The organism is Mycoplana sp. 10N416 (assembly GCF_056394765.1).
In genome coordinates, this window is record NZ_JBFTIM010000007.1 from 188,181 (window position 1) to 208,429 (window position 20,249).

General features: G+C 63.0%; 21 protein-coding genes. 13 read left to right on the forward strand and 8 right to left on the reverse strand.

The window, feature by feature from the left end; translation table 11 throughout:
* Positions 1 to 7: 7 nt before the first annotated feature.
* Entirely contained in the window at positions 8 to 1,021 is a 1,014-nt protein-coding gene (locus AC1DDS_RS16100; RefSeq protein WP_477479819.1) for an AAA family ATPase, read from the reverse strand.
* A gap of 144 nt (positions 1,022 to 1,165) precedes the next feature.
* On the opposite strand from AC1DDS_RS16100, the gene AC1DDS_RS16105 reads away from it, so the two are divergent.
* From AC1DDS_RS16105 to AC1DDS_RS16115, 3 genes are read left to right on the forward strand one after another with little or no spacing between them, the layout of a single operon-like run.
* Positions 1,166 to 1,789 (forward strand): DUF1285 domain-containing protein, encoded by a 624-nt coding sequence (locus AC1DDS_RS16105; protein WP_477479820.1) that lies wholly within the window; start codon positions 1,166 to 1,168, stop codon positions 1,787 to 1,789.
* Entirely contained in the window at positions 1,786 to 2,418 is a 633-nt protein-coding gene (locus tag AC1DDS_RS16110; RefSeq protein WP_477479821.1) for a CoA pyrophosphatase, read from the forward strand. The genes AC1DDS_RS16105 and AC1DDS_RS16110 overlap by 4 nt, the downstream gene beginning before the upstream one ends.
* Complete coding sequence (locus AC1DDS_RS16115) at positions 2,415 to 3,668, forward strand: CCA tRNA nucleotidyltransferase (protein ID WP_477479822.1); 1,254 nt, start codon at positions 2,415 to 2,417, stop codon at positions 3,666 to 3,668. Before AC1DDS_RS16110 ends, AC1DDS_RS16115 begins: the two co-directional genes overlap by 4 nt.
* Positions 3,669 to 3,782: 114 nt before the next feature.
* On the opposite strand, the gene AC1DDS_RS16120 is transcribed toward AC1DDS_RS16115, so the two are convergent.
* From AC1DDS_RS16120 to hemF, 3 genes are all read right to left on the reverse strand, one after another.
* Positions 3,783 to 3,974 (reverse strand): DUF1059 domain-containing protein, encoded by a 192-nt coding sequence (locus AC1DDS_RS16120; protein ID WP_477479823.1) that lies wholly within the window; start codon positions 3,972 to 3,974, stop codon positions 3,783 to 3,785.
* A 95-nt stretch (positions 3,975 to 4,069) separates the two neighbouring features.
* Entirely contained in the window at positions 4,070 to 4,315 is a 246-nt protein-coding gene (locus AC1DDS_RS16125; RefSeq protein ID WP_477479824.1) for a hypothetical protein, read from the reverse strand.
* A 95-nt stretch (positions 4,316 to 4,410) separates the two neighbouring features.
* Positions 4,411 to 5,322: an oxygen-dependent coproporphyrinogen oxidase gene (hemF, locus tag AC1DDS_RS16130; protein WP_477479825.1), complete on the reverse strand. Its 912-nt coding sequence runs from the start codon at positions 5,320 to 5,322 to the stop codon at positions 4,411 to 4,413.
* A 176-nt stretch (positions 5,323 to 5,498) separates the two neighbouring features.
* Between hemF and AC1DDS_RS16135 the strand changes: the two genes are divergently transcribed.
* From AC1DDS_RS16135 to AC1DDS_RS16145, 3 genes are all read left to right on the forward strand, one after another.
* Entirely contained in the window at positions 5,499 to 5,759 is a 261-nt protein-coding gene (locus AC1DDS_RS16135) for a hypothetical protein (RefSeq protein WP_477479826.1), read from the forward strand.
* A gap of 171 nt (positions 5,760 to 5,930) precedes the next feature.
* Positions 5,931 to 6,536: a hypothetical protein gene (locus AC1DDS_RS16140; protein ID WP_477479827.1), complete on the forward strand. Its 606-nt coding sequence runs from the start codon at positions 5,931 to 5,933 to the stop codon at positions 6,534 to 6,536.
* A 205-nt stretch (positions 6,537 to 6,741) separates the two neighbouring features.
* On the forward strand, positions 6,742 to 8,025 hold the full coding sequence (locus AC1DDS_RS16145) for a hemolysin family protein (protein WP_477479828.1): 1,284 nt from the start codon (positions 6,742 to 6,744) through the stop codon (positions 8,023 to 8,025).
* A 107-nt stretch (positions 8,026 to 8,132) separates the two neighbouring features.
* Here AC1DDS_RS16145 and AC1DDS_RS16150 read toward each other — a convergent pair whose 3' ends face one another.
* Complete coding sequence (locus AC1DDS_RS16150) at positions 8,133 to 8,591, reverse strand: tRNA (cytidine(34)-2'-O)-methyltransferase (RefSeq protein WP_477479829.1); 459 nt, start codon at positions 8,589 to 8,591, stop codon at positions 8,133 to 8,135.
* 461 nt (positions 8,592 to 9,052) lie between these two features.
* On the opposite strand from AC1DDS_RS16150, the gene AC1DDS_RS16155 reads away from it, so the two are divergent.
* From AC1DDS_RS16155 to AC1DDS_RS16180, 6 genes are all read left to right on the forward strand, one after another.
* Positions 9,053 to 10,906: an ABC transporter ATP-binding protein gene (locus AC1DDS_RS16155; RefSeq protein WP_477479830.1), complete on the forward strand. Its 1,854-nt coding sequence runs from the start codon at positions 9,053 to 9,055 to the stop codon at positions 10,904 to 10,906.
* Positions 10,907 to 10,993: 87 nt separating this feature from the next.
* Positions 10,994 to 12,862: an ABC transporter ATP-binding protein gene (locus tag AC1DDS_RS16160; RefSeq protein WP_477479919.1), complete on the forward strand. Its 1,869-nt coding sequence runs from the start codon at positions 10,994 to 10,996 to the stop codon at positions 12,860 to 12,862.
* A gap of 260 nt (positions 12,863 to 13,122) precedes the next feature.
* Positions 13,123 to 13,701: a ubiquinol-cytochrome c reductase iron-sulfur subunit gene (gene petA, locus AC1DDS_RS16165; RefSeq protein ID WP_310419427.1), complete on the forward strand. Its 579-nt coding sequence runs from the start codon at positions 13,123 to 13,125 to the stop codon at positions 13,699 to 13,701.
* Positions 13,702 to 13,716: 15 nt separating this feature from the next.
* A complete protein-coding gene (locus tag AC1DDS_RS16170; protein ID WP_477479831.1) occupies positions 13,717 to 14,991 on the forward strand; it encodes a cytochrome b in 1,275 nt (424 codons plus the stop codon).
* 29 nt (positions 14,992 to 15,020) lie between these two features.
* Positions 15,021 to 15,899 carry a cytochrome c1 gene (locus AC1DDS_RS16175; protein ID WP_477479832.1) on the forward strand — a complete coding sequence of 293 codons (879 nt, stop codon included), beginning with the start codon at positions 15,021 to 15,023 and terminating at the stop codon, positions 15,897 to 15,899.
* Positions 15,900 to 16,023: 124 nt separating this feature from the next.
* The gene (locus AC1DDS_RS16180; RefSeq protein ID WP_310419435.1) at positions 16,024 to 16,566 is read left to right on the forward strand and encodes an adenine phosphoribosyltransferase; all 543 of its coding nucleotides are present in this window, start codon (positions 16,024 to 16,026) and stop codon (positions 16,564 to 16,566) included.
* Positions 16,567 to 16,773: 207 nt separating this feature from the next.
* Here AC1DDS_RS16180 and AC1DDS_RS16185 read toward each other — a convergent pair whose 3' ends face one another.
* Both AC1DDS_RS16185 and AC1DDS_RS16190 read right to left on the reverse strand, forming a co-directional pair.
* Complete coding sequence (locus tag AC1DDS_RS16185) at positions 16,774 to 17,241, reverse strand: MaoC family dehydratase (RefSeq protein ID WP_477479833.1); 468 nt, start codon at positions 17,239 to 17,241, stop codon at positions 16,774 to 16,776.
* Complete coding sequence (locus AC1DDS_RS16190; RefSeq protein WP_477479834.1) at positions 17,228 to 17,692, reverse strand: MaoC family dehydratase; 465 nt, start codon at positions 17,690 to 17,692, stop codon at positions 17,228 to 17,230. The genes AC1DDS_RS16185 and AC1DDS_RS16190 overlap by 14 nt, the downstream gene beginning before the upstream one ends.
* Before the next feature lie 102 nt (positions 17,693 to 17,794).
* Between AC1DDS_RS16190 and AC1DDS_RS16195 the strand changes: the two genes are divergently transcribed.
* Entirely contained in the window at positions 17,795 to 18,931 is a 1,137-nt protein-coding gene (locus AC1DDS_RS16195; protein ID WP_477479835.1) for a hypothetical protein, read from the forward strand.
* 100 nt (positions 18,932 to 19,031) lie between these two features.
* On the opposite strand, the gene ychF is transcribed toward AC1DDS_RS16195, so the two are convergent.
* Positions 19,032 to 20,135 (reverse strand): redox-regulated ATPase YchF, encoded by a 1,104-nt coding sequence (ychF, locus tag AC1DDS_RS16200; protein WP_477479836.1) that lies wholly within the window; start codon positions 20,133 to 20,135, stop codon positions 19,032 to 19,034.
* Positions 20,136 to 20,249 lie beyond the last annotated feature (114 nt).

Consider the following 20,249-nt stretch of genomic DNA (forward strand, 5'->3'; position numbering starts at 1 on the left):
CTCCCCGTCAGCCGCGGGCCCGGTTGACGAGCGAGGCGATGACGTCGCGCACGGAAATCCCTTCGGCGCGGGCGGCGAAGGTCAACGCCATGCGGTGCTGCAGCACCGGCTCGGCGAGCGCCAGCACGTCGTCCACCGACGGCGCCAGCCGGCCGTCGTAGAGCGCGCGGGCGCGGGCGCACAGCATCAACGCCTGGCCGGCGCGGGGGCCGGGGCCCCAGGCGACCTGCTTGTCGGTTGCGGCATTGCCGTTGCCTGGACGGGCCGAGCGGACCAGCGAGAGGATCGCGTCGAGTACGGTCTCGCCAATCGGCATCTGGCGGATCAGCGTCTGGATTTCCTGCAGCCGCGCGCTGGTGATCGCCTGTCCCGCATGCGCTTCGCCGGTGCCGGTCGTCTCAAGCAGGATCCGCCGCTCGGCGGCAAGATCCGGATAGTTCACGTCCACCTGCAGCAGGAAGCGGTCGAGTTGGGCTTCCGGCAGCGGATAGGTGCCTTCCTGTTCCAACGGGTTCTGCGTGGCAAGTACGTGGAAGGGGCGGGGAAGATCGTTGGCGCGACCCGCAACCGTCACATGGTATTCCTGCATCGCCTGCAGCAGTGCCGACTGCGTGCGCGGCGAAGCACGGTTGATCTCGTCGGCCATCAGCAATTGCGTGAAGATCGGACCGGGGACGAAGCGGAACGAACGCTTGCCGTTTTCGTCCTGGTCCATCACTTCGGAGCCGAGGATGTCGGAGGGCATCAGGTCCGGCGTGAACTGGATGCGGCTCGAGGAGAGGCCGAGCACGGTGCCGAGCGTCGCCACGAGCTTTGTCTTCGCCAGCCCCGGCACGCCCACGAGCAGCGCGTGGCCGCCGGAGAGGATGGCGAGCATGGTCTGCTCGACCACGCTCTCCTGGCCGAAAATCACCTTTCCGACTTCCTTGCGCACCAGCGCGATATCGGCAAGCGCGTGCTCGGCGGCAGCGATGACGGCTTTTTCGTCCAGGCCTGTTTCGGGGGATTTCGCGACGCCCATGGTGGTCTCCAGGTGCCAGTTTTACAGTCCGGCGATACCGCCGGTCGAATATTGAGCTTATAGGCTCGCCCGCTGCTGACAAGCGGCCATGAAATGACTATCTCGTGACATAGGAATGAGATAGGGGGCAACCGGGACGGAACAATGGCGAAAGGCGAATTTCAGGCGACGGGCGACCCGGCCGGGCTCGCGGCGCTGATCGCGCGCGCTGCCGCGGACACGGGTGGGCAGAACCGCGGCCTGCCGCCGGTGGACAAGTGGAATCCGCCGGATTGCGGCGATATCGACATGGAGATCCGCGCCGATGGGACGTGGTTCTACATGGGCACGCCGATCGGCCGGGCGCCTCTCGTGCGGCTTTTCTCCACGGTGCTGCGGCGCGACGAGGACGGAAAGACCTATCTCGTAACCCCTGTGGAAAAGGTCGGCATCCGCGTCGTCGACGCCCCCTTCGTGGCTGTCGAGATGGACGTGCAGGGTGACGGGGAAGGCCAGACGCTCACCTTTCGCACCAATGTCGGCGACGTTGTGGAGGCCGGAACCGGGCATCCCTTGCGTTTCGTCATTTTTGGCGAAAACAATGAGTTGAAGCCGTATCTTCATGTGCGCGGAAGGCTCGAAGCACTCGTGTCGCGGCCGGTGATGTACGACATCGTCGCACTCGGCGAGACAATCGACATCGACGGAACGCCGATGTTCGCGGTGCGCTCCGGTGGAGCCGTGTTCCCGATCATGCCGGCGGCCGAGCTGGAAACGCTGTCGCGATGAGCTTTCCCCTCTACAGCGCCGCCGAATTCCGTCGCCGCGCCATGGCGCAGTCCCTGACGCTGCATCCGGAGGACTGGCGCGAGAACGGCGATGCGAAGCTCAATCCGACGACCATTGCCCATGTCGAGGGCATGAAGCTGAAGGACGCCGCCGTGCTGATCGCGGCGGTCAACAACGGTGACGACGCGCGCTTGATCTTCACGCAGCGCACCGCCTCGCTGCGCAAGCATTCGGGCCAGGTCGCCTTTCCGGGCGGCGCGGTGGACGACACCGACCGCGACATGGAAGAGGCGGCCGCACGCGAGGCGGAGGAGGAGATCGGGCTCGATCGCCGGCTGGTCGAGTCGGTCGGGCGGCTCCCGGACTACATGGCGCTGTCCGGGTTTCGCATCACGCCGGTCCTTGCAGTGGTGCAGCCCGGCTTTTCCCTGCACCTCAATCCGGACGAAGTCGACGAGGTTTTCGAGGTGCCGCTGTCCTTCCTGATGGATCCGGCCAATCACGCGATGGGAAGCAGCGTCTGGCTCGGCACCGAGCGCCACTATTATCGCATGCCCTATGAGGGCCGAAACATCTGGGGCATCACTGCGGGCATCGTCCGGGTGATCTATGAAAGGCTTTATGCATGACATCGGTTGCGGATCAGGCCTGGTTCAAGGATCCGGCGCTGCAGCGCGTGTTGAGGCTTCTCAACGAAGATGGCGGTGAGGCGCGCGTCGCAGGCGGCGCCGTGCGCAACAGCCTGTTGGGGATGCCGGTGGGCGATGTCGACATTGCCACCACCCTTGTTCCGACGGAGGTGATCACGCGTGCCAAGGCTGCCGGGGTCAAAGCTGTGCCCACCGGCATCGACCATGGCACGGTGACGCTTGTCGTGGAGCGATCCCCCTTCGAGGTCACGACGCTGCGCCGCGATGTGGAAACCGACGGCCGGCGTGCGCAGGTGGCATTCGGCACGGACTGGCAGGAGGACGCCGAACGGCGCGATCTCACGATCAACGCGCTCTACGCGACGGCCGACGGCTCGGTGATCGACCTCGTCGATGGCCTGGCGGATATCGAAACGCGGACGGTGCGCTTCATCGGCGACGCTGATCAGAGGATCGCAGAGGACTACCTGCGGATTCTGCGCTTCTTCCGCTTCTTCGCCTTCTACGGCAGCGGGCGGCCGGACGCCGATGGCCTTCGCGCCTGCGCGCGTGCCAAGGCAAAGCTCGCCTCCCTGTCGGCCGAACGCATCTGGTCAGAGACGAAGAAGCTGCTTTCCGCACCCGATCCGTTCCGCGCCCTCCTGTGGATGCGCCAGTCGGGTGTTCTGACCGAGATCCTGCCGGAAACGGAGAAATGGGGCATCGATGCCGTTCCCGCCCTGATCGCCGCCGAGACCGCCTGCGGTTGGACGCCGGATCCGATGCTTCGGCTGGCCGCGATCGTGCCGCCGGATGCGGAACGGCTCGCGAGGCTGGCGGCGCGTCTGAAGCTTTCTCGCGCGGAAGCGGCCTACCTGGCCCAGTGGACCAGCGCGCCCGAGATCCCAGCCACGCTCGCAGAGACGACCTTCGACCGCATGCTCTACCGCAATGGTGCGCAGGGGATCGTCGTTCGCCTGAGGCTGGCATTCGCGTCGTCGCGAGCGAAGGCCGAGGCTGAACCGCAGGCCATGGCCTTCAGCGGCCTTTGCCAGCGATTGCTCGCGCGTGCCGAACGCTGGTCGAAGCCCGACTTTCCGCTCTCCGGCGCGGACGTGCTGGCGGCTGGCGTTCCGGCCGGCCCGAAGGTGGGTGAAATCCTCGCAACATTGGAAGACGAGTGGGTCGAGAGCAACTTCACCCTCGGCCGGGCAAGCCTTCTTGCCCGACTGGCAGCGCTCGCGAAATAGGAACTTTCCGGCGCGCATTACCTTTTCGATGCGCGCCCGGCGCCCTTCATAAAGACATGTGAAAGAACAAGGACCTAGAGCGCGGTGGGCGAATCTGAAAGATCGCGACGCGCTTTAGGCACTCTCCACCGTCGGCTCGTCGACGATCCGGGCCTTGATGTTTTCGAGCATGTTCTCGCGGATCACCGTCTCACCATGCGTGTCGCGCATGTGCTCGACGACGCGGCGCACGACTTCAGCGTCATTGTCGGCGCGGGTATGCCATTCACAGCCTGGGACAAGCGTTCCGCATTCAAACAGTCTCATGGCGTGTCTCCCTTGGTTGCCTTGACGATGCGTGAGGCGCCTTGGACACAACAGATCCAGTTCCGCCGTGTCCGGACGGGCCCATTCTGACCGGGTCAGCCGATCTTGCTGTCGGGCTTTGCCCAAGCGTCGAAGCAGGCGGAGGACTGGTACCTGGCATCCTTGGGCGGATTTGCAGAGCCGGTGTCGACGAGTTGGCGGCGAACCAGCTGCAGAAAATAGTCTCGCGGCAGGCCGCTGCCGCTTTCGAGGCGCATTTTCTCGGCGATCCGATTGAGGAATTCGGCGCTATGCTGGCCGGGCTCGGCGTCACTCGGCACACCGGCAGTCGCATTCGTCATGATAACCCTCCTCCGATGGAACCATGCGAGGAAATGCTAACATGAAACAGGATGGCACGGAATTCGAATGACGTCTCGGGCCTGCGATAATCGGGTCAGGGCCAGCGGACGACCGGAGGGAGCGACGAGAGGATCGACTCGACGTTACCGCCTGTCTTCAGGCCAAAAATGGTGCCGCGATCGTAGAGCAGGTTGAACTCGACGTAGCGGCCGCGCCGGATCAATTGTTCGTCCCGGTCTTCTTCGGTCCAGCCGTTGTTGAAGTTCGAGCGAACGATCTTCGGATAGACCAGCCCGAATGCCCTGCCGATATCCTGGGTGAAGGCGAAATCGGCTTCCCAGCCGCCGGCTTCCTCGGAGGAATGTTGCCAATCGTAAAAGACGCCGCCAATGCCGCGCGGCTCGTTCCTGTGTTTGAGGAAGAAGTACTCGTCGCACCAGGTCTTGAACTTCTGATAGTCGGCGACCGGATGCCGGGTGCAGGTGATCTCCATGGCCCGGTGGAAAAGGAGCGTGTCGGGATCGGTCTGCAGCCGACGACGGCCGAGCATCGGCGTCAGGTCCGCGCCGCCCCCGAACCAGTGGCTGGTCGTGACCACCATGCGGGTGTTCATGTGCACGGTCGGAACGTTCGGATTGACCGGATGGGCGATCAGCGAGATGCCGGAGGCCCAGAAACGCGGGTCTTCGCTTGCACCCGGTATCTGTCCGCGGAATTCGGGAGAGAATTCGCCGTAGACGGTCGATGTGTGGATGCCGACCTTCTCGAAGACCCGGCCTTCCATCATCGACATGCGGCCGCCGCCGCCGTCGCCGTCATCGCGCTGCCAGTCGCGCGCAACGAAGCGGCCGGGCGCACGATCGCTCAGGGGACCCTGCAACTCGTCTTCGAGCGTTTCGAAGGACGCGCAAAGATGGTCGCGCAACGCCTCGAACCAGGCGCGCGCACGCGCCTTCTTGGATTCGATGTCATCCGGCAGGCCCTGCGGCAGGTCCGGTCTTTCCATGATCTGTTCCTGATTGTCGGGCCACATTCTACGGCCGATTCGGCTTTCCCGACACTTCCCATTTTTATGCCACACTTGGCAACCATGCGCCCGTCGGCGCCGGGGCAGGAGGACTCGCCAAAGCGCCGGCGACATCCTATGTTTAGGCCATGAATGTGCTGCCGGAGGAAATCTGCATGGCGCGTATTCCAGGGCCCCCGCCGCTCGATGGCCTGAGACGACGGATCGAACAGAGCCGACGCGAACGGGCCGGACAGGAAAAGGGCCACTTCATCCGCGAGACCTATCGCCTCGAGCGCGGCGCTGCGCGCCAGAAGGCCCGCGAATGGTTCGATACCTGGCCGAAGGCCGCCTATTGGACCGAGGTGGAAAGCTGGCGTCCGCTCGAAGGCGATCGGATCGAGTTCACCATGCGGCGGCTGCCGAGCGCGGATTGACGCTGGCCTTTAGAGGTTACAAGATTGTGTATCTGATTTGTTTGCAACCATTGTGTGTCTGTTAAGGACTATGCGGGTATAACCGGACCCATAAGCGACTCCGAGCATGAAAGCTCCGGGACAGCCGGCCTTACCTCTCGATTCATGTGAGGGATGCGCCCAGGGGCTTTCATGGTATCCGTCTCTTTCGTGAACAACGCTGCGGCACTGGCCATTCTTCAGTCGTCCGAGCGAAACCCGTCCGCCACCGATTTCCTCTCCTCCTCCGTGGTCAGCGCAAGCTCGAATGATGCGCTCCTGGCGGTGTTTGACGCCTTCGCTGCTAGCAAGGAATTCCAAAAGCAGTTTACCGCTGAATTCAGAAAGTGGATGGAAAAAGCAGCCCCCGATGGGACCAGAATCCATCCTGACAATGCAAAGCACAACGCGCTCACCGACGTAATCATTAAGAACCGAGAGGCATTTCCGCCGGAGCAGTTTTCGATCCGCACGGAGCTGCCTAACGGTGCGTCGATCGAGACGACAATTCCGTCCAAAGCCGCGATGATGGGAGATATCTTCAAGGGGAATGTTGCGGAGAGGCATTCGGCTTACGACGCGGAGCTGGCTGAGGCGAACGCGTTTCCCGATCCCGAACCTGTCAAGCTCCAGGCGATGGCGCAGATCGTGCGTACGCTTGCCTTAGACAAGCAGTCGCCAGAAGAGGGCAGGGCCGCGGTCGAAATGCTGCGCGAAACCTCCAAACCTTGGGAGGAATACAAGCGGGAGCGAACTTGACGTCGGAAGGTCTTGCTGTGGCTCTCAACTTGCGATCAATTCGCGCCGTATCCCGACTTACCCGCTGCCTGGCATCTATGGTTGCAGATTTGCCCAAAGGTTCGGCGAGGTTTGCATTGACCGCGGACCTGTTGCCCCGTAGTTTGCGGCGCATCTGAAACAGCTGAAAGGTGCCGGTTCGAGAAATGCGTCCGGCGAACACCGCTTGTTCGAGCTTGCGATTGCATTTGTTCTTATCGTCATCAACGGGGTCTTTGCCCTTTCCGAACTCTCCATCGTCTCGTCGCGAAAAATCCGCCTGAAGACGCTTGCTGCGCAGGGAAAGCGAGGGGCTGAGGCGGCCATCCGCCTCGCCGACAATCCCGGCAGATTCCTGTCCACCGTACAGATCGGCATCACCCTCGTCGGCATCCTGGCCGGTGCCGTCTCGGGTGCGGCGCTTGGCCTGCGCCTGGGTGAGATCCTGCGCGATGCGAGCGTGTCGAGCTGGCTCGCCGGACCGCTCGGCTACGGCATCGTCATCACGATCATCACCTATCTTTCGGTCGTCGTCGGCGAACTCGTGCCCAAGCAGGTCGCCCTGCGCAATCCGGAGCGCTTTGCCTGTGCGGTCGCCCCCACCATGTTGCTGCTTTCCAAGGCGGGCGGCCCGTTCGTCTGGTTGCTGGACGGCTCCACGCGGCTGATCTTTCGCGTGCTCGGCTTGCACGAAACACCGGAGAGCGTCGTCACCGACGAGGAGATCAAGGCCGTCATGGCGGAGGCCGAAGCGGCTGGCGTCATCGAGAGCGGCGAGCAGAGCATGATCGCCGGCGTGATGCGCTTCTCCGACCGCGAGGCAAGGGGTCTGATGACGCCGCGCAAGGACGTCGACTGGATCGACCTCAGCGACGATCGGAACGAAATCCGCCAGCAGATTTTCGCAAGTCCGCATTCGCGCCTGCCCGTCGGCGACGGCGGCATCGAATCGATCATCGGCATCCTGCAGGTGAAGGAGCTTCTGCCTGCGGCCTCGTCCGGCGCGCCGTTCGACATTCGCACTTACATCCGCCAGGCGCCGGTCATTCCCGACAGCATGGACGCGATGCGCGTGCTCGAAGCGCTGCGCTCTTCCGACGTGCCGATGCTGCTTGTCCACGACGAGTACGGCCACTTCGAGGGCGTGCTGACGCCGGCCGACGTGCTGGAGGCCATCGCTGGCGTGTTCCGCTCCGATATCGGCGAAGGCGAGGAGGACGACTATGCCGTCCGGCGTGCCGACGGATCCTGGCTGATCCCCGGTTCGATGCCGATCGACGAAATGGCGGACCAACTCGGCCTGTCGCTGTCCGACAGCCGAAGCTACCAGACGGCTGCCGGCCTTATCATCGATCTGCTCCAGCATCTTCCGGTCACGGGTGAGGTCATCCAGACCCAGGGCTGGCAGTTCGAGGTCGTGGACATGGATGGCCGCCGCATCGACAAGCTGCTTGCCAGCAAGATCGAATAGCCGATTGCCGAGCGCGGCCCTGGGGCAGGGGGCTCCGGGCTGTGCGCTGGGACGGTCTACGACAGCGCCGCAGCGTCGCCGGATTGGTCGGGCTGGTTTCGGGCGCATCAGAAACCCGTCTGCCGCAAAGCCTCCCCGGCGATCATTGCCGCCGACATGGCGACGTTGATGGAGCGCTGTCCCTCGACCATGGGGATCAGCACGCGGGCATCCGCACTTTCGTGCACGTGGTCCGGAACCCCGGCGCTTTCCCGGCCGAACAGCAGGATATCGTCCGGCTGGTAGGCGATGTCGACATAGGGTGTTGCGGCCCTGGTCGAGGCGAGGACGAGCCGCCGGCCGCTGGCCTCGCGCCATTCCGCGAACCGCTCCCAAGTGACGTGTCGGGTCAGCGTGACGGCGGCGAGATAGTCCATGCCGGCGCGCCTGAGGCTGCGGTCGGAGATGTCGAAGCCGGCGGGTTCGATGATGTCGACGCCGAGCCCGAGGCAGGCGGCGAGCCTCAGGATCGTGCCGGTATTGCCGGCGATGTCGGGCTGGTAGAGGGCGATGCGGAGTTGCGACATGGCTTTCGCCTTAGCGCATAAACCCTCGCATCGGAATCGAAATCCGGCCTGTGCCATGCGCAGGTCGGGGCCGCGGCGGAGCCATCACGCACGAGCCGGTCCGACGCCATTGCGGCCGGCAGTGGAACGGCCAGGTTGTGCCGATCCGGCAACAGCGACCGGCAATGGCGCGATTTCCGACGGTTTCCTCTGGCAAAATGTCGCATTTCACGGTAACAAGGCTCATCTTCAACGCGAGAACAGGGAGGCATCCATATGGACACAGCATATCGACAACGCCTCCTTGACGGCATCACTTACCGTCTCGCCTAGGCGCTCGGCGCTCTTTCAAACTTGAATTTTCAATCGACCGTGGGTGGCCCCGTCGCTCGCCTCGCGGTCTCCCGGGCATCCCCTGTCAGGCCTACGCTCCTGCGAAAGCCGTACCACGTGACCCCGGGCAGATTTCGGAGAAGACCACCATGTTCGGCTGGTTCGAACGCAGACTGAATCCTTATCCCTCCGAGGAGCCGACGCTCCCGCCGAAGGGAATTCTTGCCTTCCTCTGGCACTACACGCGGCCGGCTGCGCCGTGGCTGGTGCTGCTCGGCTTCTGCTCCATGGTGCTCGGCATCGCGGAAGTACTGCTGTTCCGGTTCCTCGGCAATATCGTCGACTGGCTCTCGGCTGGTGATCCGAGCACGTTCCTTGCCCGCGAGGGCGGCACGTTGGTCTGGATGGCCGTGCTGCTGCTCGTTCTCATTCCGGGCTTCGGCGCGCTGCACACGATGACGATGCATCAGGCGCTTGCGGGCAATTTCCCGATGATCGCCCGTTGGCAGATGCACCGCTACCTCATCCGCCAGAGCATGACCTTCTTCGCCAACGAGTTCGCCGGTCGCGTCTCGACGAAGGTGATGCAGACGGCGCTCGCCGTGCGCGAGACCGTCATGAAGATCATCGACGTCTTCATCTACGTGGTGAGCTACTTCGTCTCGATGATCGCGATCATCGCCTCGGCCGACCCGCGTCTGGTCGTGCCGCTGCTTCTGTGGTTCGTCATCTATGTCAGCATCCTGCGCTATTTCGTGCCGAAGCTCATGGTGATTTCGCGCGAACAAGCGGATGCGCGCTCGATGATGACGGGCCGGATCGTCGACAGCTATACGAACATTGCGACCGTGAAGCTCTTCTCGCATGCCGGCCGCGAGGAAACCTATGCCCGCGAGGGCATGGACGAGTTCCTGCAGACGGTCCACAAGCAGATGCGCCTCATCACGCGGTTCAACATCCTGATCGATGTCAACAACGTCATCACGATGTTCTTCACTGCGGCCATCGGCATCTATTTCTGGATGTCGGGCGATGTGACGGTCGGCGCCGTGGCGGTCGCCGTCGGGCTCGCCATGCGCATCAACGGCATGTCGCAGTGGGTGATGTGGGAAGTGACCGCGCTGTTCGAGAACATCGGCACCGTCTATGACGGCATGGGCATGATGACGAAGGCGCACGACATTACCGACAGTCCGCAGGCGCCGCCGCTTGCCGCAAGGAAGGGCGCGATCGAGTTCGACCGCGTCGGCTTCCATTACGGCAAGAGCAAGGGCGTGATCGAAGACCTGTCGCTGTCGATCAAGGCGGGCGAGAAGATCGGTCTCGTCGGCCGCTCCGGCGCCGGCAAGACGACGATGATGAACGTGCTGCTGCGCTTCTACGACCTGGAGAAGGGCCGCATCACCGTCGACGGCCAGGACATCGCCGAGGTCACGCAGGACAGCCTGCGCAGCAAGATCGGCGTGGTGACGCAGGACACCTCGCTGCTGCACCGATCGATCCGCGACAACATCGCCTACGGTCGGCCGGAGGCGACGGACGCGGAGATCATCGAGGCGGCCAAACGCGCCAATGCCTGGAGCTTCATCGACGACCTCGTCGACCAGCAGGGCCGCAGCGGCCTCGATGCGCAGGTCGGCGAGCGCGGCGTCAAGCTCTCCGGCGGCCAGCGCCAGCGTATCGCGATCGCGCGCGTTTTCCTCAAGGATGCGCCGATCCTGATCCTCGACGAGGCGACCTCGGCGCTCGACTCCGAGGTCGAGGCGGCGATCCAGGAGAACCTGTTCGCGCTGATGGAAGGCAAGACGGTGATCGCGATTGCCCACCGGTTGTCGACGCTGACGGAGATGGACCGCCTGGTCGTCCTCGACAAGGGCCATATCCACGAGATGGGCACCCATGCCGAACTCGTCGCCCGCGGAGGCATCTACGCCGACCTCTGGAACCGCCAGTCCGGTGGCTTCATTGCCGACGACGAGAAGGCGGAAGCCGCGGCAGAGTGAGTGAAACGGACCTGTCCGCCAAATGGCGGGCAGGCTCCTGTCCGAACTTTAATTTGCTGCCCTCGGGAATCGGCCTATATCTTGCCCATGGTTCTGCGCGCGATCTTTTCCCATTTCGAGAACTGGATAAAGCCGTTTGCTCGCACCGAGGATTTGCGCCCGCCCGCCGGCCTGATCGCCTTCATCTGGTTTTACGTCCGCCAGGCGCCGGGACCGTTCGTCGCCTTGATGATCCTTGGCGGGTTGACGGCGGCGATCGAGGCGGCGACCTTCTGGTTCGTCGGCCGGCTAGTCGACATCCTGGGCACGGTGAAGCCGGCCGATGGCTGGTCCGGACTGATTGCCGGTCATGGCTATGAGCTTCTGGCGATGCTGCTTCTCATCGGCATCGTCCGCTTCGGCGTTACCTTCCTGATGGCGCTGTTTGATCAGCAGGTCATCACGCCCGGCTTTTACAATCTCGTTCGCTGGCAGTCCTACGCGCATGTCGCGCGCCAGTCGCTTTCCTTCTTCCAGAACGACTTCTCCGGACGCATCGTCACCAAGGTCTGGTCATCCGGGCAGGCGACGGGCGACGTCATCACTTCCTTCATGGAAAGCATCTGGTTCGTGATGATCTATGCCGCCTCGACGCTGGTGTTGATCGGCGGCCTCGATCTTTGGCTGGCCGCCGTCGTCTGCGTCTGGATCAGCGTCTTCGCGCTGCTGGCGCGGTTCTTCGTGCCGCGCATCCGCTACCATTCCAAGGAATCCGCAGAAGCGGCGTCCATGCTGAACGGCCGCATGGTCGACGCCTATTCGAACATCCAGACGCTGAAGCTGTTCGGTCGCGACGACGTCAACGATCGCTACATGTTGCAGGGCTTTGAGACCTATCAGGCGACGATCCTGCGCTTCACGCGCTTCTTGACGGGGGTTCGCGCGTCCCTGGGCCTGCTTTCGGGGATCATGATCGTCAGCATGGCCGTCTTGTGCATCCACCTGTGGCTCTCCTCGATGATAAGCGCGGGCGCGGTCGCCTTTACCATGGCGCTCGTCCTGCGGCTCAATTTCCTGCTCAACCGCCTGATGACCCAGCTCAACAGCATCATGCGCAACATCGGCACGATCCAGAATTCCGCCGAGCTGATTTCGCAGCCGATCGGCCTTGTTGACCGGCCGGACGCCCGGCCCCTTGTGATGACGCGGCCGGAAATTCGCTTCGAGAACATCCGCTTCCACTATGGACGTCCGTCAGGGGTGATCGACAATCTTTCGCTGACCATCCGCCCCGGCGAGAAAGTGGGCATCGTCGGCCGTTCGGGGGCGGGTAAGTCGACGCTCGTCAACCTGCTGCTGCGCTTCTACGACCTGGAGGGTGGCCGCATCCTTGTCGGGGGGCAGGAGATTGCCGGGGTGACACAGGAAAGCCTGCGCGCCAACATCGGCATGGTGAGCCAGGATACCGCGCTTCTGCACCGTTCGATCCGGGACAACATCCTGTTCGGCAAGGTGGATGCGAGCGAGGCCGAGGTGATCGCCGCCGCCGGCCGCGCCGAGGCCAACGAGTTCATCCAGCGCATCGAAGACCAGCGCGGCCGCAAGGGCTTCGATGCGCATGTCGGCGAGCGCGGTGTGAAGCTCTCGGGTGGCCAGCGCCAGCGGATTGCCATCGCGCGGGTGATGCTGAAGGATGCGCCCATCCTGGTGCTCGACGAGGCGACCTCCGCACTCGACTCGGAGGTAGAGGCCGCCATCCAGTCGAACCTTGAGAAGCTGATGCGCGGAAAGACCGTTCTTGCCATCGCGCACCGCCTCTCCACGATCGCTGCACTCGACCGTCTCGTCGTGATGGACCGTGGCCGGATCGTCGAGCAGGGAACGCATATCGAGCTCGTGGCTCGGCGTGGCCTCTACGCCGAACTCTGGGCGCGTCAATCGGGCGGATTCCTTGCGCGGGATCAAGCCGCGGAATAGACGAAACGCAATGGAGACCGTTCCGCGGTCGTCCGCTGCCCCGCAAGGTGCGGGATGTCGGCTTCGGCAATGAAATCACTGCACTGGCTTTTCCCGCGACAATGTGCCCACCTGCGCTTGCCAAGGCTGGACATAACTTGCGTTCGAGCTTAGAACGCGCCCGATTGGCGGGGAATCTATGGCCGCATTGTGTCCGGATTCTCGGTAACCATGAGGTCAGTGCGGTAACCGCAGACTTTGCGTGAGAGGATGGTCAGGCCGTGAGCGAACACGACACAACAAGCGGGACCGCGGGCGAACCCACGCGCCGCGATTTTCTTTACATTACGACGGGGATGGCCGGCGTGGTCGGTGCGGCCGCGCTCGCCTGGCCGTTTATCGACCAGATGCGTCCGGATGCTTCGACGCTTGCGCTTGCATCGATCGAGGTCGATGTTTCGAGCCTCGAGCCGGGCATGTCGCTGACGGCGAAGTGGCGCGGCAAGCCGATCTTCATCCGCAACCGCACCGACAAGGAAGTGGAAGAGGCCAAGGCTGTTCCGCTCGGCGATCTGAAGGATCTGAACGCGCGCAACGCGAACGTTCCGGCCGATGCAGAAGCCACCGACCTTGAGCGTTCCGCCGGCGAGGGCAAGGAAAACTGGATCGTGATGATCGGTTCCTGCACCCATCTCGGCTGCGTGCCGCTCGGCCAGGCCGGCGATTTCGGCGGCTGGTTCTGTCCCTGCCACGGTTCGCACTACGACACGGCCGGCCGCATCCGCAAAGGTCCGGCGCCGGAGAACCTCCACGTGCCGACCTTCGCCTTCGTTTCAGACACAGTCATCAAGATCGGTTGAGGGGGAATACTGATTATGAGTGCTGAACACTCCACCTACCAGCCGACGACCGGCATCGAAAAATGGGTTGACTCGCGCCTGCCGCTGCCGCGCATGATCCATGACAGCTTTGTTTCCTATCCGGTGCCGCGCAACCTGAACTACAGCTACACCTTCGGTGCGATGCTGTCGGTGATGCTGATTGCGCAGATCCTCACCGGTATCGTGCTCGCGATGCATTATGTCGCCAGCACCGGCGAGGCCTTCACCTCGGTCGAGAAGATCATGCGCGACGTCAACAACGGTTGGCTGTTGCGCTACATGCACGCCAATGGTGCGTCGTTCTTCTTCATCGCAGTCTATCTGCACATCGCCCGTGGCCTCTACTACGGCTCCTACAAGGCGCCGCGCGAAATCCTCTGGATTCTCGGCGTGGTCATCTACCTCCTGATGATGGCGACCGGCTTCATGGGCTACGTTCTGCCCTGGGGTCAGATGTCCTTCTGGGGCGCGACCGTTATCACCGGCTTCTTCTCGGCCTTCCCGCTGGTGGGCGAGTGGATCCAGCAGTTCCTGCTTGGCGGCTTCGCCGTCGACCAGCCGACGCTGAACCGCTTCTTCTCGCTGCACTACCTGCTGCCCTTCATGATTGCCGGCGTCGTCGTCCTGCACGTCTGGGCGCTGCACGTCACCGGCCAGACGAACCCGACCGGCGTCGAGGTGAAGTCCAAGACCGACACCGTTCCCTTCACACCCTATGCGACGATGAAGGACGCGTTCGGCGTCTCGGTCTTCCTGATCGTCTTTGCCTGGTTCATCTTCTACATGCCGAACTTCCTCGGTCACCCGGACAACTACATCCCGGCTGATCCGCTGAAAACCCCGGCTCACATCGTTCCGGAATGGTACTACCTGCCGTTCTACGCGATGTTGCGCGCCATCACCTTCAACGTCGGCCCGATCGACTCCAAACTTGGCGGCGTTCTGGTGATGTTCGGCTCGATCATCATCCTGTTCTTCCTGCCCTGGCTCGACACCTCGAAGGTCCGTTCGGCCGTCTACCGTCCGTGGTACAAGCTGTTCTTCTGGCTCTTCGTCGCCAACTCCATCATGCTCGGTTGGCTCGGCGCCATGCCCGCAGAAGGCATCTACGTCATCCTTTCGCAGCTCGGCACGCTCTACTACTTCGGTTTCTTCCTCGTCATCATGCCGGTTCTCGGCCTGATCGAGACCCCGAAGCGCATTCCGAACTCCATCACGGAAGCGGTTCTGGAACAGAAGAACGCCAACGCAAAGCTGGCCAAGGCGTGATCGCGACGCGACGAAAGGAACCGAACAAAATGAAAAAGCTTCTTGCAAGCATTCTGTCGCTCGCAGTCGTCGCCGGCCTCGGTGTATCGATCGCCACCGCACAGGAGGACCATGCCGCGGCTGGCGGTGCGGCGGCAGAGCATGCCACGCCGCACTATCCGATCAACAAGCCGCGCGAACAGGACTGGTCCTTCGCCGGTCCCTTCGGCAAGTACGACAGGGGCCAGCTGCAGCGCGGCCTGAAGGTCTACACCGAAGTCTGTGCCGCCTGTCACTCGATGAACCTGGTCGCCTTCCGCACGCTGGAGGACCTCGGTTACTCGGAAGCTCAGGTCAAGGCGTTCGCCGCGAACTACGAAGTCCAGGATGGCCCCAACGCCGACGGTGAGATGTTCACCCGCAAGGCCGTGGCATCCGACTACTTCCCGTCGCCGTTCCCGAACCATGAGGCGGCTGCGGCTGCCAACAACGGTGCGGCACCGCCGGACTTCTCGCTGATCGCGAAGGCCCGCGGCATCACCCGCGGCTTCCCGCAGTTCGTCATCGACATCTTCACCCAGTACCAGGAAGGCGGGCCGGACTACATCTACTCGCTGCTGACCGGTTACCAGGATCCGCCGGAAGGCGTCGATGTCGCCGAAGGCACACACTACAACCCGTACTTCGCCAACTCGGCCACGCTCGCCATGGCCAGCCCGCTCTCCGACGACCAGGTCACCTATGACGACGGTTCGCCGCAGACGGTTGACCAGTACTCACACGACGTCTCGGCGTTCCTGATGTGGGCTGCGGAACCGCACCTGGAGGCACGCAAGCGCATGGGCTTCATGGTCATGGTCTTCCTGGCGATCTTCACCGGCCTGATCTACCTGACGAAGAAGTCGGTCTACGCGAACAAGGAACACTGAGCGGTTCCACCGAAACGTAAAGAAGGCGGCCCCGTGCCGCCTTTTTTCATGCGCTGACGATTATCCCTTGCATTCGGCAACCGTTGCCCATCTCTTTTCCTGATCCGCCATACGGAACCTGCACATGAACACGCTCCACGACGAATTGATCGCGGCGATCCGCAACATTCCGGACTATCCGAAGCCGGGAATTATCTTCCGCGATATCACGACGCTGCTGGGCAATCCCCGTGCGTTCCGGCGCGCCGTCGACGAATTGGTCCATCCCTACGCGGGTATGGGTGTCGCGCAGGTGGCTGGCGTCGAGGCGCGTGGCTTCATTCTCGGCGGTGCCATGGCGCACCAGTTGTCGAGCGGCTTCATTCCGATCCGCAAGAAGGGCAAGCTGCCGCGCGAAACCGTGCGCATCGCCTATAGTCTCGAATATGGCGTGGACGAGATGGAAGTGCACAAGGATGCGCTGAAGCCGGGCGACAAGGTGATCCTGGTCGACGACCTGATCGCCACCGGCGGCACGGCGGTTGCGGCGGTCAATCTGCTGCGCCAGCTCGGCGCCGACATCGTTGCTGCCTGCTTCGTTATCGACCTGCCGGACCTCGGTGGCCGGATGAAGCTCGAGGATCTCGGCGTCGAGGTTCGCACGCTCGTCGCCTATGAGGGGCATTGAGGGGGACGTGCGTCGCTTCAGCTCGCTGGAAAACTTAGGCTTGTGGTCAGCGTCCTCATTCCGTCATCCCGGCCTTGAGCCGGGATCCAGCAGAGCCGCGTCTGCGGCGCGAAGGAGTCTTTTGCGCTCAAGGACTTGAGCGCGCTGGATGCCGGATCAGGTCCGGCATGACGGACCAAATTGGTCGTGGTTCGGGCGATGTTGAGCTCAGACGAATTCCAGCACGGTGCTCTCGAAGCTGACGACCGGTTCGCCGTGCTGGTTTTTCCCTTCGCAGAGGATCGTGTTGATCAGGCGTCCGGGGCGTGAGGCCAGTGGCCGCGACGTGAGCAGCGTCACCGAATAGGTGATCGTGTCGCCGGCAAAGACCGGCCGAAACCAGCGCAACTTGCGGAAACCGGTGGACGGCCCGAGTTCCGGCGGAGCGATGCCCGCCGTCTTCGATCGAATGTATTCGGCGCTCCAGAACGCCACGAAGGTCTTCATCCAGCCCGCGCAGGTGTGCCAGCCGGAGGCGCAAAGCCCGCCGAACAGCGAGTGCCTGGCCGCATCAGCATCGACATGGAACGGTTGCGGGTCGAACTGCCGGGCATAGCGGATGATCGCGTCAGCGTCGAAGTGATGGGAGCCGAGGTTGATCTTCTCGTTGGCGGGATAAAGCTCAGCCAGGCGCATGCACCGTTTCCTCTGCCTCGACGCGGATCATGTTGGCATAGTCGCAGACGGCGACCGTCTCACCGCGCTGGTTCGTCACCTCCGCCACGAAGCGGACGATGCCGATCTCGGGCCGCGAACGCGACAGGCGCGCCTCGGTGACCGTGACATGTCCTGAAAGCGTGTCTCCGGCCAGAACCGGCTTCCGCCACTCCATGCTGTCGACGCCCGGGGAACCCTCCGCGGCGGTCCGACCGATATAGCTGTCGCAGAGCATGCGCATCATGATTGCGCTGGTATGCCAGCCGGATGCCGACAGGCCGCCGAGGATGCTGGCCCTGCCTGCAGCCTCGTCGACGTGCATCGGCTGCGGGTCGAACTCGCCGGCAAAGGCGACGATCTCTTCCGCCGTCACCTGCCGTACGGGAAAGTTGAACCGTCGGCCGACCGGAAAATCTTCGAAACAGAGCATCGCGCTATCTCCTTGTGCACGCTATGGATAGCAGAACACGTCCGCTTCGGTTCCTGATATTTGCCGGATCGAACGGTTTTCAACATGCTCGGAAAGCAGCTTATGACCGAACTCGAAGACACGCTGCGGCGCGCAGCTCAACGTGGCATCATCACCGAAAGCCATGTTGAGCCGCTTGAAGCGTACCTGCTGGCAAACGGGACCTACGTGGCCAATTCGCTCGGGGCCGGGGCCGGGGCCGGGGCCGGGGCCGGGGCCGGGGCCATCCATGGTGCGATCGCCGATCCTCCCGCCGATCTCGAGGACACGGAGGCGCCACGGTTCGTGCGCGGTTTCCACGACGTGCTGATCACCATCGGCGTTGTCGTGGCACTCGTCGGCCTCTCGGGCGTTGCGAGCCTTTTTGCGCTCATTCCCGCAGTCATTTTGCTGAGCGAGGTGCTGGTACGTCGGCAGCGACTGGCGCTTCCGGCCTTTGTGCTCACCATCGCTTTTGTCCAGGGGGCAGGCTATCTGATCGCCGCTGGACTGGAGTCGTTGGTTCCGGGCTGGAATGGCGGCGTGTCCTATTGGTGCGCCTTCATCGCAAGCTATCCCGTTCTGCTCGGTCTCTATTACTGGCGCTATCGCGTGCCGCTAGCACTGGCGCTGGCCTTGATCTCGCTTTTCGGGCTGGCGGTCCTGGTGGTTTTCACGCTTCTTGGCCGCCTGATGGGGGCGGAGCAGTTCATCGCCGATCACAGGCTGCTTTCGGCGCTGATCTTCTTTGTTGCTGCACTCGGTCTTTTTGCCGTGGCCATGCGCTATGATCTCGCCGATCCGCAACGGCTGACCCGCCGCTCCGATATCGCATTCTGGCTGCACCTTGGGGCCGCGCCAATCCTTCTCTATGCGATGCTGGCCTTTGTCTTTCTCGGCAACCTGTCGGGCGACTGGTGGACCAAGGACACATCCTACATTCACGCTGCGATGGTCATCGCGATCGTGGCGGTTTTCATGCTGATCGGACTTGTGATCGACCGGCGCGCCTTCGTGACGTCGGGGCTTCTTTCGCTCGGCTTTGCGGTCTGGACGCTGCTCGGCCAGAACGACTTCGCGGCGTCGATCTATGTCTATGTGACGATCCTGGCCGTGGGTATCGTCGTGCTCGGCATCGGCATCTTCTGGCAGGCGCTGCGGCGTCTCGTCATGCGCCATATCCCGCCTGCCGTTGCCGAAAAGTTGCACGCCGTTCATTGACGACGCGCAAGCGCCTGATCCTAAAGCAAATGGCGCGAAACGGATTTCGCGCCATTCAGTCACTTTCTTATTCCCGAATCCGTCACTCAGGCGGCATGCATTACGTGTTGAAGCGGAAGTGGATGACGTCGCCGTCCTGGACGACGTATTCCTTGCCTTCGTCGCGGCCCTTGCCCGCTTCCTTGGCGCCGACTTCGCCCTTGTAGGCGATGTAGTCGTCAAAGGAGATGGTGAAGGCTCGGATGAAGCCGCGTTCGAAATCGGTATGGATGACGCCGGCCGCCTGCGGCGCCTTGGTGCCGCGCACGATGGTCCAGGCGCGCGTTTCCTTCGGGCCAACGGTGAAATAGGTGATGAGGTCGAGCAGGTGGTAGCCGGCGCGGATCAGGCGATCGAGGCCCGCTTCCGCAAGGCCGAGCGCCGACAGGAATTCTGCCGCTTCTTCTTCCGGAAGCTGGGCGACTTCGGATTCGATCGCAGCCGAGATGATGACGCATTCGGCGCCCTGTTCCTTGGCCATGGCGGCGACGGCTTCGGTGTGCGTGTTGCCGGTCGAGGCGTCGGCCTCCGAGACGTTGCAGACATAGAGAACCGGATGCGACGTCAGAAGGTTGAGGCCCTTCAGGACTTCGATCTCTTCCGGTGCCAGGGTCTTGAGGAGGAGGCGGGCCGGCTTGCCCTCGTTCAAGAGCTTGATCACGGCTTCCATGACCGGCAGTTGGGCGATGGACTCCTTGTCTTTGCCGGTGGCGCGCTTGCGGGTCTGCTCGACGCGGCGCTCGAGGCTTTCGAGGTCGGCGAGCATCAGCTCGGTCTCGATCGTGTCGGCGTCGCCAACCGGATTGATGCGGCCCTCGACGTGGGTGATGTCATCGTCCTCGAAGCAACGCAGCACATGCACGACCGCGTCGACTTCGCGGATGTTCGCGAGGAACTTGTTACCGAGGCCTTCACCCTTTGAGGCGCCGCGCACGAGGCCGGCGATGTCGACGAAGGAGATGCGCGTCGGGATGATTTCCTTGGAGCCCGCGATCTCGGCGAGCTTCTGCATGCGCGGGTCGGGCACGGCGACTTCGCCGGTGTTCGGCTCGATCGTGCAGAAGGGATAGTTCGCCGCCTGTGCGGCGGCCGTCTTCGTCAGCGCGTTGAAGAGGGTGGACTTGCCGACATTGGGCAGCCCGACGATACCGCATTTGAAACCCATGGAATGGTCCGTCCGTGTCTTGGAAATCTTTGCCTTCGCTATGGGGGAAGGGCGAGGGATGGTCAAGCCTGCGGGCTTGGAAAGCATCCGGCAGGGGACGTGCTGCTACCCCGA

Bases quoted from the DNA above. Each gene is read 5' to 3' on its own strand.
- AC1DDS_RS16100 (WP_477479819.1), bottom strand. From the start codon at position 1,021: ATGGGCGTCGCGAAATCCCCCGAAACAGGCCTGGACGAAAAAGCCGTC.
- AC1DDS_RS16105 (WP_477479820.1), top strand. From the start codon at position 1,166: ATGGCGAAAGGCGAATTTCAGGCGACGGGCGACCCGGCCGGGCTCGCG.
- AC1DDS_RS16110 (WP_477479821.1), top strand. From the start codon at position 1,786: ATGAGCTTTCCCCTCTACAGCGCCGCCGAATTCCGTCGCCGCGCCATG.
- AC1DDS_RS16115 (WP_477479822.1), top strand. From the start codon at position 2,415: ATGACATCGGTTGCGGATCAGGCCTGGTTCAAGGATCCGGCGCTGCAG.
- AC1DDS_RS16120 (WP_477479823.1), bottom strand. From the start codon at position 3,974: ATGAGACTGTTTGAATGCGGAACGCTTGTCCCAGGCTGTGAATGGCAT.
- AC1DDS_RS16125 (WP_477479824.1), bottom strand. From the start codon at position 4,315: ATGACGAATGCGACTGCCGGTGTGCCGAGTGACGCCGAGCCCGGCCAG.
- hemF (WP_477479825.1), bottom strand. From the start codon at position 5,322: ATGGAAAGACCGGACCTGCCGCAGGGCCTGCCGGATGACATCGAATCC.
- AC1DDS_RS16135 (WP_477479826.1), top strand. From the start codon at position 5,499: ATGGCGCGTATTCCAGGGCCCCCGCCGCTCGATGGCCTGAGACGACGG.
- AC1DDS_RS16140 (WP_477479827.1), top strand. From the start codon at position 5,931: ATGGTATCCGTCTCTTTCGTGAACAACGCTGCGGCACTGGCCATTCTT.
- AC1DDS_RS16150 (WP_477479829.1), bottom strand. From the start codon at position 8,591: ATGTCGCAACTCCGCATCGCCCTCTACCAGCCCGACATCGCCGGCAAT.
- AC1DDS_RS16155 (WP_477479830.1), top strand. From the start codon at position 9,053: ATGTTCGGCTGGTTCGAACGCAGACTGAATCCTTATCCCTCCGAGGAG.
- AC1DDS_RS16160 (WP_477479919.1), top strand. From the start codon at position 10,994: ATGGTTCTGCGCGCGATCTTTTCCCATTTCGAGAACTGGATAAAGCCG.
- AC1DDS_RS16170 (WP_477479831.1), top strand. From the start codon at position 13,717: ATGAGTGCTGAACACTCCACCTACCAGCCGACGACCGGCATCGAAAAA.
- AC1DDS_RS16175 (WP_477479832.1), top strand. From the start codon at position 15,021: ATGAAAAAGCTTCTTGCAAGCATTCTGTCGCTCGCAGTCGTCGCCGGC.
- AC1DDS_RS16180 (WP_310419435.1), top strand. From the start codon at position 16,024: ATGAACACGCTCCACGACGAATTGATCGCGGCGATCCGCAACATTCCG.
- AC1DDS_RS16185 (WP_477479833.1), bottom strand. From the start codon at position 17,241: ATGCGCCTGGCTGAGCTTTATCCCGCCAACGAGAAGATCAACCTCGGC.
- AC1DDS_RS16190 (WP_477479834.1), bottom strand. From the start codon at position 17,692: ATGCTCTGTTTCGAAGATTTTCCGGTCGGCCGACGGTTCAACTTTCCC.
- AC1DDS_RS16195 (WP_477479835.1), top strand. From the start codon at position 17,795: ATGACCGAACTCGAAGACACGCTGCGGCGCGCAGCTCAACGTGGCATC.
- ychF (WP_477479836.1), bottom strand. From the start codon at position 20,135: ATGGGTTTCAAATGCGGTATCGTCGGGCTGCCCAATGTCGGCAAGTCC.